This window comes from Oharaeibacter diazotrophicus (genome assembly GCF_004362745.1).
In the GTDB taxonomy this organism is placed as follows: domain Bacteria; phylum Pseudomonadota; class Alphaproteobacteria; order Rhizobiales; family Pleomorphomonadaceae; genus Oharaeibacter; species Oharaeibacter diazotrophicus.
This window is the reverse complement of the sequence record NZ_SNXY01000006.1, coordinates 865,731-877,458: the sequence shown is the minus strand read 5'-3', so window position 1 is coordinate 877,458 and position 11,728 is coordinate 865,731. Positions and strand designations below refer to the sequence as shown.

Sequence of the window (11,728 nt, the reverse complement as noted above, 5' to 3'; positions counted from 1 at the left end):
GCTCGATACCCTTGGGCCTTCGGGGCCGGACGGGAGCACCACGATGACGACCACGCGCGAGGAGGGCGGCCCGCTGCCGCCGGATACCAAGCTGACCCGCACCAAGCAGCGCTGGGCCGAGGAGCGCCGCTTCGTCGATCCCGCCAAGCCGCGTTCGGCCGCCGACCGCCTGCCGCCGGGCCAGCATCTCGTGCGCGATTGGCCGGTGCTCGACCTCGGCCTGCAGCCCGACGTGCCGACCACGACGTGGCGGCTCGACGTCGACGGCCTCGTCGAGGCGCCGGCCTCGCTCGACTGGGACGGCTTCGCCGCCCTGCCGCAGAGCGACTTCGTCACCGACATCCACTGCGTCACCACGTGGTCGCGCTACGACAACCGCTGGTCCGGTGTCGCGGTGCGCGACCTGATGGACGCGGTGATGCCGCGCGCCGAGGCGAGCCACGTGGTGCTGACCAGCTTCGACGGCTACACCACCAATCTGCCGATCACCGACTTCGCCGCGCCGGACGCGATCCTCGCCACCCGCTGGGAGGGCCGGCCGCTGACCCGAGAGCACGGCGGGCCGATGCGGCTGGTGGTGCCGCACCTCTATTTCTGGAAGAGCGCCAAGTGGCTGCGCCGGATCACCTTCGTGCCGGCCGACAAGCTCGGCTTCTGGGAGGAGCGCGGCTATCACCGCCGCGGCGATCCGTGGGCCGAGGAGCGCTATTCGGACTGACGCGCGTACACGCCGTACGGTCGCCGTGACACCGGGCGTCGTGGTGGCCGGCGGCGACACGACACCACCTGGACGACGGGGACGGGGGCGATGGAATTCGGCATCTACACCTTCGCGGAGACCTCCGTCGATCCGCTGACCGGCGCTCCGGTGACGCCGGCGCAGAGGCTCGCCGACCTCCTCGACGAGATCGAACTCGCCGACCGGGTGGGGCTCGACGTCTACGGCGTCGGCGAGCATCACCGCGCCGACTTCGCGGTGTCGGCGCCGGCGGTGGTGCTGGCGGCGGCGGCCGCGCGGACCTCGCGGATCCGGCTCACCAGTGCGGTGACGGTGCTGAGTTCCGACGATCCGGTGCGGGTCTACCAGCAGTTCGCCACGCTCGACCTGATCTCGCGGGGCCGGGCGGAGGTGATGGCCGGCCGCGGCTCCTTCGTCGAGTCCTTCCCGCTGTTCGGTTACGACCTCGCCGACTACGATTCGCTGTTCGCCGAGAAGCTCGAGCTGCTGCTCGCCATCAACGCCCACGAGCGGGTGTCGTGGCCGGGCGGCGGCCACCGGCCGGCGATCGACGGCCTCGGCGTCCATCCGCGCGCCGAGCGCGAACTGCCGATCTGGATCGCGGTCGGCGGCACGCCGCAGTCGCTGGTGCGCGCCGGTGCGCTCGGCCTGCCGCTGGCGCTGGCGATCATCGGCGGCCAGCCGGAGCGATTCGGGCCGCTGGTGGCGCTCTACCGGCAGGCGGCGGCGCGGGCGGGTCACGCCGACCGGGCGCGTGTCGGCATCAACGTCCACGGCTTCGTCGCCGACGACGCCCGCGACGCGGTCGAGACCTTCTGGCCGTCCTACCGGGCGGTGATGTCGCGGATCGGCCGCGAGCGCGGCTGGCCGGGCGTCGGCCGCGACCACTACGAGGCCGGCCTCGCACCGGACGGCCATCTCGTCGTCGGCGATCCCGACCAGGTCGTCGAGAAGATCCTGGCGCTGCACCGGATCTTCGGCCACGACCGATTCATGCTGCAGATGACGGTCGGCTCACTGCCGCAGGACAAGGTGCTGCGGGCGGTCGAACTCTACGGCACGGTGGTCGCGCCGCGTGTCAGGGCCGCCCTCGGCCGGGAGAAAATCGTCCCGACCGGGCGGATGGACAGTAAAAGTTGAAGGAGAGGCCGGAATTAAGCCCCCGGTTTAATCCTGCCGAGGGAATTCTTGATCGTCTGCACCTTCTCCATGGCGCTCTTCAGCGCGGCGCGGTAACTATTCGGACGACGGCCTCTGAACTCCTGGTCCGACGTCAACTTCCATACTTCGGCTTCGGCAGCCTTGAGGTCGTGCTCGGTGTAGATCTTCGGCGCCCGCCGCTGAGCAGGTGCCGGACCCGGTGACTTCGGGGTGGTGTTCGTCTGGCTCATCCTTGATTTGTAGCATGAGCACGCTCGCGCAGAAAGATTGATATGTCACGCTTAAGAGATTTGTCCGACCGCCTGAAGGCCGCCCAGAAGCTCCTGATCGAAAACGCCGCGAACAGCGACCAGCTGCCGCCGGAGAACGTGATCCGTCGGATCTCCGACCTCGAGAACGCGATCGTCGCGGTCGAGACGCTCATCGCCGAAAAGGAAGGCTGAGGCGCCGATCCGTCAGGAGATCGCCTGCCGCTCGCAGCCGCGCCGTGCCGGCAGGATCGGCTGGCGCGCCGCGTCCGGCTGGCCCGCGGGCGGGGCGGCGGTGGTCTCGGGCTGCGTCGCCGCGGGCGGTGGCGGTGTCGCGGTCTCCTCGGCGGCGGCGGTGCCGAGCGAGGCGGCGAGCAGGGCGGCGGCGAGTGCGAGGCGGGCGGAACGGACGGCCATCGGGGGCACCTCCTTCACGGACGCGAAGCATGCAGTCTGCACCCGATCGCGGCGCCCGGCCACGCACGAGCGCGTGAACGGCGCGGCGTCCGCGAGGCCCGGAAAAAAGCGGGGCCTTCCCGCTGGTGCGGAAAGGCCCCGTCGAGTCGGGTCCGTATCCCCCTTGATGCGTACGGACCGAAGCTCCGGGAGGAGACCGGAGAGGAAAGGGCGGGCCGCCTCGTCCCCCGACCAGGCGGCCCGGCTTCGACGGCGTCAGGCCACCCGGTCGGGCGGCGTGCGGCCGTCGAAGAAGGCTTCGAGGTTGGACAGGACGCGCCAGCCCATCGCCTCGCGGGTCGAGGAGGTGGCGCTGCCGAGATGGGGCAGCAGCACGGCGTTGTCGCACTCGTAGAGATCGGGAGCGATGCGCGGCTCGCCCTCGAACACGTCGAGGCCGGCGGCGAAGATGGTGCCGCGCTTCAGGGCGCGGGCGAGGGCGGCGCCGTCGACGACCTCGCCGCGGGCGGTGTTGACCAGGATCGCGTCGGGCTTCATCAGCGCGAGGCGGTCGTCGTTGATCAGGTGGTAGTTGTCCTTGCCGCCGGGCATGTGCAGCGAGACGACGTCGGCCTCGCGCAGGACCTCCTCGATGGTGTCGCGCTTCTCCGCCTTCAGTTCGGCGGCGAGTTCGGGCTTCACCGGGAACGGATCGAAGTAGATCACCTTCATGCCGAAGCCGAAGTGGGCGCGCTTGGCGGCCTCCCGGCCGATGCGGCCGAAGCCGAGCACGCCGAACACGCCGCCGGAGACCTTGCGGCCGATCATGTGGGTCGGGCGCCAGCCGGTCCACTTGTGGGCGCGGACCTCGCGCTCGCCCTCGCCGGCGCGGCGGGCGGCCATCAGCATCAGCGTGATCGCGAGGTCGGCGGTGCACTCGGACAGCACCTCCGGAGTATTGGTGACGACGAGGCCGGCCTTCTTGGCGGCGTCGGTGTCGATGTGGCTGTAGCCGACGCCGTAGCTGGCGAGGATCTTGGCGCGGGGCGAGGCGACGTCGAGCACCGCGGCGTCGACCTTGTCGGAGACGGTCGGGCACACCGCGTCGTAGTCGAGCAGCGCCTGGCGCATCTCGGCGCCGGTCATCGGCACGTCGCTCTCGTTGAGCGTGACGTCGTAGAGCGCCGTCAGCTTCTCCTCGACGGCCGTCGGCCAACGCCGCGTGACCAGGATCTTCTTCTTCGACATCGGGGGCGTTCCTCTCCGGTCCCGAACCCGGCGCCTCGTGCGCGGCGGGTCCTCTTCTTCGTCTTGGTCCGCGAAGGCGGACCATCTACGCATTTCTCCGGTCGCGACGGGGCGGCGCCAGGGCTCGCGTGGTCGCACGGTCGGAAAAAGTCGTGGATGGTCCGCCTGCGCCGACCAAGTCGGGGAGGGGGAACCTCCGTCGTCTCGACAGAGGCTCCCCCGGTCCGTCACTCCGCGGCGGCGCGCAGGCCCGACAGCATCGCCTGCACGGTAGAGCCGAACTCGGCCGGCGTCGGCACGATGGTCACGCCGCAGGCCTTGAGCAGTTCCACCTTCTCGGCCGCCGATTCGCCGACCGACGACACGATGGCGCCGGCGTGGCCCATCTTGCGGCCCTTCGGGGCCGACAGGCCGGCGATGTAGGCGCAGACCGGCTTGGTCATGACGTCGCGGGCGTACATGCCGGCCTCGACCTCCTGCGGACCGCCGATCTCGCCGATCATGATGACGGCGTCGGTGTCCGGGTCGTTCTCGAACAGCTCGAGGACGTCGCGGTGCGAGCAGCCGTTGATCGGGTCGCCGCCGATGCCGACCGAGGTCGAGACGCCGATGCCGAGGTCCTTGAGCTGGCTCGCCGCCTCGTAGCCGAGGGTGCCGGAGCGGCCGACGATGCCGATGCGGCCGGGCAGGTAGATGTGGCCCGGCATGATGCCGACCAGCGCCTCGCCCGGAGTGATGACGCCGGCGCAGTTCGGCCCCAGCAGCCGCATCCGGCTCTCCGCCTTGTAGCGGCGCATGTAGCGCTTCACGCGCATCATGTCCTGGGTCGGGATGCCGTCGGTGATGCAGACGGCGACCTTGATGCCCGCGTCGGCGGCTTCCATGATCGAGTCGGCCGCGAACGGCGGCGGCACGAACACGATCGAGGTGTCGGCGCCGGTGGCGTCGACCGCCTCCTTGACCGTGTTGAACACCGGCACGCCGCAGTGGGTGGTGCCGCCCTTGCCGGGCGTGACGCCGCCGACGACCGGGGTGCCGTACTTGATCATGTCCTCGGCGTGGAACGAGCCGATCTTGCCCGTGATGCCCTGGACGATGACCTTGGAGTTCTTGTTGATGAGAACGGACATGTCTGTCTCCTGACGGTCAGGCCGCGGCCGCGGTGCCGGTCTTGGCGGCCTGCACCGAGAGGCGCGCCGCTTCGGCGAGGGTGGTGGCCGAGATGACGTTGATGCCGCTCTCGTCGATGATGCGGCGGCCTTCCTCGACGTTGGTGCCGGCGAGGCGGACGACCAGCGGCAGCTCGAGGCCGGCGATCTCCACGGCCTTCACCACGCCCTGGGCGACCCAGTCGCAGCGGTTGATGCCGGCGAAGATGTTGACCAGGACGACCTTGACGTTCTTGTCCTGGGTGACGAGGCGGAACGCCTTGGCGACGCGCTCCGGGGTGGCGCCACCGCCGATGTCGAGGAAGTTCGCCGGAGCGCCGCCCTCGAGCAGGATCATGTCCATGGTCGCCATGGCGAGGCCGGCGCCGTTGACGATGCAGCCGACGTCGCCGTCGAGGCCGACGTATGAGAGGCCACGGTCGGCCGCCTGCGTCTCGCGCGGGTCCTCCTGGCTCTTGTCGCGCAGCTCGGAAATGTCCGGGTGGCGGAAGAGGGCGTTGTCGTCGAAACTCATCTTGGCGTCGAGCGCGATCAGCTGGCCCTCCTGGGTGAACACCAGGGGGTTGATCTCCAGCATGTTGCTGTCCTTGTCGCGGAAGCAGCGGTAGGCGCCGAGGATCACGCGGGTGGCGTCGGCGACCGCCGAGCCGGGGATGCCGAGCTTGAAGGCGAGCTCGCGGGCCTGGAAGGCCTGCATGCCGACCGCCGGCTCGACCGAGATCTTGACGATCGATTCCGGCTTGGTCTCCGCGACCTCCTCGATGTCCATGCCGCCCTCGGTCGAGCCGATGACGATGACGCGCTGCTCGGAGCGGTCGAGGACGAAGCCGAGGTAGAGCTCCTTGGCGATGTGGACGCCGCCCTCGACGTAGAGGCGGTTGACCATCTTGCCCGCCGGGCCGGACTGGTGCGTGACGAGACGGCGGCCGAGCATGCGGTCGGCGGCTTCCTCGACCTCGTGCTCGGTCTTGCAGACCTTGACGCCACCGGCCTTGCCGCGGCCGCCGGTGTGCACCTGCGCCTTCACCACCCACACCGAGCCGCCGATCTCGCGCGCCCGGTAGGCCGCCTGCTCGGGGCTGTAGGCGAGGCCGCCCTTGGGGATGGGAACGCCGAACTTGGCGAGGATCTCCTTCGCCTGGTACTCGTGGATGTCCATGGGGTGGTTTCCTCTGGAAGTTGGATCAGGCTCGGGGCGACCGGCCGCGGCGTGGCGGAACGGTGGGTGCCCCCTCTCCCTGTCCCTCCCCCTCCAGGGGGGAGGGGACGCCGATCAATCGGTGTCTCGCCGTCGGCTGCCGGATGGTCCGCGCCGTCTCCACCGCGCTCCCTCCCCCCTGGAGGGGGAGGGTCGGGGAGAGGGGGGAGTCACGAGGCTCGACCGCCGGCCGCTCGTCGTCCGTTCCCTCACGCCGCCTTGGCGCCGGCCTTGCCCTTGGCTTCGATCGCGTCGGCGACCGTCACCACGTTCTGCGCCATGCGCGCGGAGGCGGCGTCGATCATGCGGCCGTCGAGCGAGGCGGCACCCTTGCCCTGGGCGGCGGCCTCTTCGAGGGCGACCAGGATGCGGCGGGCGCGGTCGACCTCGGCCGGCGGCGGCGAGAACACGTCGTTGGCGAGCGCGATCTGCGAGGGATGGATCGCCCACTTGCCCTCGCAGCCGAGCACCGCGGCGCGCTTGGCGGCCTTGACGAAGTCTTCCGGCGAGGAGAAGTCGCCGAACGGGCCGTCGACGGCCCGGAGGCCGTAGGCGCGGCAGGACGTGACCATGCGGTCGATCGCGGCGTGCCACTGGTCGCCCGGGTAGTCGGGGTTGAGGCCGCCGATGACGACGGTGCGCGAGCGCCGCGAGGCGGCGAAGTCGGCGACGCCGAAGTGCAGGGTCTCGAGGTTGCGGGCGGCGGCGATCGCCTCGACGTTGGCCATGCCGAGCGCGGTCTCGATCAGCGCCTCGAGGCCGATCGGGTTGGCGATGCCCTTGCCTTCGCGGATCTGCGCCACCATGGCCTCGACCATGTAGACATCGGCGGGCACGCCGACCTTGGGGATCAGGATCAGGTCGAGCTTCTCGCCGGCCTGCTCGACGACGTCGACGACGTCGCGGTACATCCAGTGGGTGTCGAGGCCGTTGATGCGCACGGACATGGTCTTGCCGTGCTCGCGCCAGGGCATCTCGTTGAGCGCCTTGATGATGTTCTCGCGCGCCGGCACCTTGTCGTTCGGCGCCACGGCGTCCTCGAGGTCGAGGAAGATGACGTCGGCGTCCGACTTCATCGCCTTCTCGAACATGGCCGGGTTGGAGCCCGGCACCGCGAGGGTGGAGCGCTGCACGCGCGTCTTGACCGGCTTGAACTGGGTGAAGCTCATGGGTGTTCCTCCGGGCGCCGCCCGGTGGGCGCGCCTCGCTGTTCCCGATGTCGGAGTTTCCCACCCCTCTCCCTGTCCCTCCCCCACGAGGGGGGAGGGGACGCGGTTCATGCCGCGCGCACGCTGGAAGGAGGTGGCTGTGCGGTGCCTTCTTCGTCCCCTCTCCCCTTGTGGGAGAGGGACAGGGAGAGGGGTAACCCCCTCTCCATTCCGAATTACGCCGCCTGCGCGGTCACGTTGCGGCGGCTGCCGTAGTAGGCCTGGGCCGCGGCGACGCCGGAGCCGAACTCGATGTCCGCGCCGCAGTCGACCAGCGCCATCTCGGCCGCCGCGACGGCGCCGAGCAGCATCAGTTCGTTGGTGGCGCCGAGGTGGCCGATGCGGAACACCTTGCCGGCGACCTTGTTGAGGCCGACGCCGAACGAGACGCCGTAGCGGTTGTAGGCCTGACGCACGACCTGGGCGCTGTCGACGTTCGACGGCACGATGATCGCCGACACCGTGTCGGAGTGCCACTTGGCCTCCTTGGCGCAGAGCTTCATGCCCCAGGCGTCGACCGCCTTGCGCACGCCCTCGGCGATGTGGTGGTGGCGGGTGAAGACGTTCTCCAGGCCTTCCTCGAACAGGAGGTCGAGCGAGGCGCGCAGGCCGCGCAGCAGCACGGTCGCCGGGGTGTAGGGGAAGTAGCCGTCCTTGTTGGTGCGCGTCATGTCCTCGAAGGAGAAGAAGCAGCGCGGGAACCTCGAGGTCTTGTGCGCCTCGAGCGCCTTCTGGCTGACGCAGATGATCGCGAGGCCGGTCGGCAGCATGAAGCCCTTCTGCGAGCCCGAGACGATGGCGTCGACCCCCCACTCGTCCATGCGGAAGTCGATCGAGGCGACCGAGGAGACGCCGTCGATGTAGAGGAGGGCAGGGTGGTTGGCCGCATCGAGCGCCTTGCGCATGCCGGCGACGTCGGAGGTGACGCCGGTGGCGGTCTCGTTCTGGGTGCCGAGCACGGCCTTGATGCGGTGCTCCTTGTCAGCCGCCAGGATGTCGTGGAACTTCTCGACCGGCACGCCCTCGCCCCACTCGACGTCGACCACCTGGGTCTCGAAGCCGAGGCGCTGGCACATGTCGGCCCACAGCAGCGAGAACTGGCCGAAGGTCGAGATCAGCACCTTGTCGCCCGGGTTGAGCGTGTTGGTGAGAACCGCTTCCCAGCCGCCGGTGCCCGAGGACGGGTAGATGAAGGGCTGGCCGGTTTCGGTCTTGAACACCTTCTTCAGGTCGGCGAACAGCGGCAGCGTGAACTTCGGGAAGTCCGGGGCGCGCATGTCCTCCTGCGGCAGGTTCATGGCGCGGCGAACCTGGTCCGGAACGTTGGTCGGGCCGGGAATGAAGAGGCCGGTGTGGTAGCGCATCGCTGTCCTCGGGCGTTGCCGGCGACAAGGGGGTGTCGCCGCTCGGGTTTTCGGCCGTGCGACGCCATCCGGACGTTGCGCACCTCGTTCAAGGTGCGGTCCGTCTCGGCCCTCCCGGGGCCCGGTGTCGTCGTGCGGTGTCCTCCTGGCGGCAAGGTGCGCGCCGGCACCCCCAGAGACCAGTTTGAAAATCTTTCGGGGCTTTTCGGGAATTTTAAAGTGCGGACGGGGACTTCCGCCGCGAAAGCCACGGCGCGGCCGGGAACGCGGGTTTTCCCTGATTTCCCATGCCGGGGCGTGCTCTCGATAGGCCGGGCCGATCGAACGACGGTCGTCCCGCCCGCCGATCGCTGCGACCGCCTGCCGCACTCAGGCCACGGGCGCCGATTCCCGCGCGAGCCATTCGCCGAAGACGCGGACCAGCGCCGAGCCGGATTTCTCCTCCGGAAAGACGTACCAATAGGCGGTTCCGGACGAGAGCGGCCGGTCGAACAGCACCGCGAGTCGGCCGGTGCGCAGCTCCTCCTCGATCAGGAATCGCGGCACCAGCGCCGCGCCGAGGCCGGCGACGGCCGCGCCGGCGATCATCGCGAACTGGTCGAAGCGCGAGCCGCGGAACACCGCGCCGGCGTCGACGCCGGCGGCCTCGAACCAGTCGCGCCACGCGGTCGGGCGCGTCGCCTGATGCAGCAGCGGCACGCGGGCGAGATCATCGGCGCGGCCTATCGAATGATCGTCGCGAAACGAGGGGGATGCCACCGGGATCACCTGCTCGTCGCAGAGATGGACGCAGACCGCTCCCGGCCAAGTGGCCTCGCCGTGGTGAATCGCGGCGTCGAGCCGGTCGTCGGCGAAGGAGAACGGTTCGAGCCGGACCGAGAAGTTGACCGTCGCGCCCGGATGGGCGGCGAGGAAGGCCGGCAGGCGCGGCATCAGCCAGCGGGTGGCGAAGGTCGGCAGCACGGCGAGTTCGAGCACGCCGCCGCCGCCGGCCGAGGCCATCACCCGCCTGGTCGCCGCGGCGAGGCCGTCGATCAGGCCGCGCACGTCGGCGAGATAGGTCGCGCCCGCGTCGGTCAGGAAGACGCGCTGGTTGACCCGCTCGAACAGGTCGAGGCCGAGCGTCTCCTCGAGTTGGCGGATCTGCCGACTGACCGCGCCCTGCGTCAGGTGCAGTTCGGCGGCGGCGCGCGAGAAGGAGAGGTGGCGCGCCGCGCTCTCGAAGGCGGTGAGGGCGGTGATCGAGGGCAGCAGCGGACGGGCCATGAGGATCCCGGATCATGAGCGGATGGAATGACCCTAGCAGAAACCGTCGCTTTACGGGAATGGGAGAGCGGGGGATAAGGGGCCACAGGATGCGCCGCCCGACCGGGCGGGCCGCTCCGTGCCGCCCTCCGGGGCGGACCGTGCGGCCCGGGGCGCGACGAGATCAGACGAGGCCAGCATGACCGCCGCCCCCCGCCCCGACAGCATCGCCGCCGAGACGGCGTACATCCTCGCCCGCCTCGGCGTGCCCGCCGCCGCCTTCGCCGAAGGCGCCATCACGGTTCGCTCGCCGATCTCCGGCGAGGTGATCGGCCGTGTCGCCGAGGCCCCTGCCGCCGAGATGTCGGCCGCCGTCGGCCGCGCCCATGCCGCCTATCTCGCCTGGCGCAAGGTGCCGGCGCCGAAGCGCGGCGAACTGGTGCGCCTGTTCGGCGAGGAGCTGCGCGCCCACAAGACAGACCTCGGCCGTCTCGTCACCCTCGAGGTCGGCAAGATCGTCTCGGAGGGCCTCGGCGAGGTCCAGGAGATGATCGACATCTGCGACTTCGCGGTCGGCCTCTCCCGCCAGCTCTACGGCCTCACCATCGCCACCGAGCGGCCGTCGCACCGAATGATGGAGACGTGGCACCCGGTCGGCGTCGTCGGCATCATCTCCGCCTTCAACTTCCCCGTCGCCGTCTGGTCCTGGAACGCCGCGCTGGCGCTGGTCGCGGGCGACGCCTGCGTCTGGAAGCCGTCCGAGAAGACGCCGCTGACCGCGCTCGCCACCCAGGCGCTGTTCGAGGCCGCGGCCAAGAAGGCCGGTGCGCCCGAGGGCCTGTCCCAGCTCGTGATCGGCGGCCGCGCCGCCGGCGAGGCGCTGGTCGACGATCCGCGCGTCCCGGTCGTCTCGGCCACCGGCTCGACCGCCATGGGCCGGCAGGTCGGCCCGCGGGTCGCGGCCCGCTTCGGCCGTTCGATCCTCGAGCTCGGCGGCAACAACGCCGGCATCGTCTGCCCGTCGGCGGACCTCGACCTCGTCGTCCGCGGCGTCGCGTTCGCGGCGATGGGCACGGCCGGCCAGCGCTGCACCACGCTGCGCCGCCTGTTCGTGCACGACAGCGTCTACGACGCGCTGGTGCCGCGGCTGAAGAAGGCCTACGGCTCGGTCAAGGTCGGCGATCCCCGCGAGGCCGGCGTGCTGGTCGGCCCGCTGATCGACATCCGTTCCTTCGAGGCCATGCAGTCCGCCCTCGATCGGGCCCGCGCGGCCGGCGGCACCGTCCACGGCGGCGAGCGCGCCCGCGACGACCTCGGGGCGGACGCCCGCTACGTCCGCCCGGCCCTCGTCGAGATGCCGACCCAGGCCGAGATCGTCTGCCACGAGACCTTCGCGCCGATCCTCTACGTGATGCGCTGGTCGTCCTTCGAGGACGTGCTCGCGCTCCACAACGGCGTGCCGCAGGGCCTGTCGTCGTCGATCTTCACCCGCGACCTCGGCGAGGCCGAGCGCTTCCTCTCGGTCGAGGGCTCGGACTGCGGCATCGCCAACGTCAACATCGGCCCGTCCGGCGCCGAGATCGGCGGCGCTTTCGGCGGCGAGAAGGAGACCGGCGGCGGCCGCGAGTCCGGCTCGGACGCCTGGAAGGCCTACATGCGCCGGGCCACCAACACCATCAACTACGGCCGTGACCTGCCGCTGGCGCAGGGCGTGACCTTCGACGTCGAGTGATCCCGCGGCCGGCGCCAGGC

Annotated in this window: 12 protein-coding genes; 4 read left to right on the top strand and 8 right to left on the bottom strand. The window is 70.5% G+C overall.

From position 1 onward, the window contains the following. The first annotated feature begins 43 nt into the window (after positions 1-43). Positions 44-718 (top strand): sulfite oxidase-like oxidoreductase, encoded by a 675-nt coding sequence (locus EDD54_RS04180; RefSeq protein ID WP_126536299.1) that lies wholly within the window; start codon positions 44-46, stop codon positions 716-718. 90 nt (positions 719-808) lie between these two features. Continuing rightward, the gene (locus tag EDD54_RS04175; protein WP_126536301.1) at positions 809-1,879 is read left to right on the top strand and encodes an LLM class flavin-dependent oxidoreductase; all 1,071 of its coding nucleotides are present in this window, start codon (positions 809-811) and stop codon (positions 1,877-1,879) included. Positions 1,880-1,893: 14 nt separating this feature from the next. On the opposite strand, the gene EDD54_RS04170 is transcribed toward EDD54_RS04175, so the two are convergent. Then, positions 1,894-2,130 carry a hypothetical protein gene (locus EDD54_RS04170; RefSeq protein WP_126536303.1) on the bottom strand — a complete coding sequence of 79 codons (237 nt, stop codon included), beginning with the start codon at positions 2,128-2,130 and terminating at the stop codon, positions 1,894-1,896. A 60-nt stretch (positions 2,131-2,190) separates the two neighbouring features. Here EDD54_RS04170 and EDD54_RS22845 point away from each other — a divergent pair, with 60 nt between their 5' ends. Then, positions 2,191-2,343, top strand: coding sequence for a hypothetical protein (locus tag EDD54_RS22845; RefSeq protein ID WP_208112167.1), 153 nt, complete (start codon positions 2,191-2,193; stop codon positions 2,341-2,343). Between the two features lie 12 nt (positions 2,344-2,355). On the opposite strand, the gene EDD54_RS04165 is transcribed toward EDD54_RS22845, so the two are convergent. From EDD54_RS04165 to EDD54_RS04135, 7 genes are all read right to left on the bottom strand, one after another. Then, the gene (locus tag EDD54_RS04165) at positions 2,356-2,565 is read right to left on the bottom strand and encodes a hypothetical protein (protein WP_126536305.1); all 210 of its coding nucleotides are present in this window, start codon (positions 2,563-2,565) and stop codon (positions 2,356-2,358) included. 255 nt (positions 2,566-2,820) lie between these two features. Continuing rightward, entirely contained in the window at positions 2,821-3,792 is a 972-nt protein-coding gene (locus tag EDD54_RS04160; RefSeq protein ID WP_126536307.1) for a 2-hydroxyacid dehydrogenase, read from the bottom strand. A gap of 227 nt (positions 3,793-4,019) precedes the next feature. After that, positions 4,020-4,922 (bottom strand): succinate--CoA ligase subunit alpha, encoded by a 903-nt coding sequence (sucD, locus tag EDD54_RS04155; protein ID WP_126536309.1) that lies wholly within the window; start codon positions 4,920-4,922, stop codon positions 4,020-4,022. A 16-nt stretch (positions 4,923-4,938) separates the two neighbouring features. Further along, positions 4,939-6,120 (bottom strand): malate--CoA ligase subunit beta, encoded by a 1,182-nt coding sequence (locus tag EDD54_RS04150; protein WP_126536311.1) that lies wholly within the window; start codon positions 6,118-6,120, stop codon positions 4,939-4,941. Between the two features lie 248 nt (positions 6,121-6,368). Next, positions 6,369-7,328, bottom strand: coding sequence for an HpcH/HpaI aldolase/citrate lyase family protein (locus EDD54_RS04145; RefSeq protein WP_126536313.1), 960 nt, complete (start codon positions 7,326-7,328; stop codon positions 6,369-6,371). A 215-nt stretch (positions 7,329-7,543) separates the two neighbouring features. Further along, complete coding sequence (locus EDD54_RS04140; RefSeq protein ID WP_126536315.1) at positions 7,544-8,731, bottom strand: aminotransferase class V-fold PLP-dependent enzyme; 1,188 nt, start codon at positions 8,729-8,731, stop codon at positions 7,544-7,546. Positions 8,732-9,100: 369 nt separating this feature from the next. Beyond that, complete coding sequence (locus tag EDD54_RS04135) at positions 9,101-9,997, bottom strand: LysR family transcriptional regulator (RefSeq protein ID WP_126536317.1); 897 nt, start codon at positions 9,995-9,997, stop codon at positions 9,101-9,103. Positions 9,998-10,175: 178 nt separating this feature from the next. Here EDD54_RS04135 and amaB point away from each other — a divergent pair, with 178 nt between their 5' ends. Then, positions 10,176-11,708, top strand: coding sequence for an L-piperidine-6-carboxylate dehydrogenase (gene amaB / locus EDD54_RS04130; protein WP_126536319.1), 1,533 nt, complete (start codon positions 10,176-10,178; stop codon positions 11,706-11,708). The last annotated feature ends 20 nt before the right edge of the window (positions 11,709-11,728 follow it).

What these genes read in the sequence shown, in the direction of transcription:
- EDD54_RS04165 (WP_126536305.1), bottom strand. Translation starts at nt 2,565, where the DNA reads ATGGCCGTCCGTTCCGCCCGCCTCGCACTCGCCGCCGCCCTGCTCGCC.
- EDD54_RS04135 (WP_126536317.1), bottom strand. Translation starts at nt 9,997, where the DNA reads ATGGCCCGTCCGCTGCTGCCCTCGATCACCGCCCTCACCGCCTTCGAG.
- EDD54_RS04170 (WP_126536303.1), bottom strand. Translation starts at nt 2,130, where the DNA reads ATGAGCCAGACGAACACCACCCCGAAGTCACCGGGTCCGGCACCTGCT.
- EDD54_RS04180 (WP_126536299.1), top strand. Translation starts at nt 44, where the DNA reads ATGACGACCACGCGCGAGGAGGGCGGCCCGCTGCCGCCGGATACCAAG.
- EDD54_RS04140 (WP_126536315.1), bottom strand. Translation starts at nt 8,731, where the DNA reads ATGCGCTACCACACCGGCCTCTTCATTCCCGGCCCGACCAACGTTCCG.
- amaB (WP_126536319.1), top strand. Translation starts at nt 10,176, where the DNA reads ATGACCGCCGCCCCCCGCCCCGACAGCATCGCCGCCGAGACGGCGTAC.
- EDD54_RS04160 (WP_126536307.1), bottom strand. Translation starts at nt 3,792, where the DNA reads ATGTCGAAGAAGAAGATCCTGGTCACGCGGCGTTGGCCGACGGCCGTC.
- EDD54_RS04145 (WP_126536313.1), bottom strand. Translation starts at nt 7,328, where the DNA reads ATGAGCTTCACCCAGTTCAAGCCGGTCAAGACGCGCGTGCAGCGCTCC.
- EDD54_RS04175 (WP_126536301.1), top strand. Translation starts at nt 809, where the DNA reads ATGGAATTCGGCATCTACACCTTCGCGGAGACCTCCGTCGATCCGCTG.
- sucD (WP_126536309.1), bottom strand. Translation starts at nt 4,922, where the DNA reads ATGTCCGTTCTCATCAACAAGAACTCCAAGGTCATCGTCCAGGGCATC.
- EDD54_RS04150 (WP_126536311.1), bottom strand. Translation starts at nt 6,120, where the DNA reads ATGGACATCCACGAGTACCAGGCGAAGGAGATCCTCGCCAAGTTCGGC.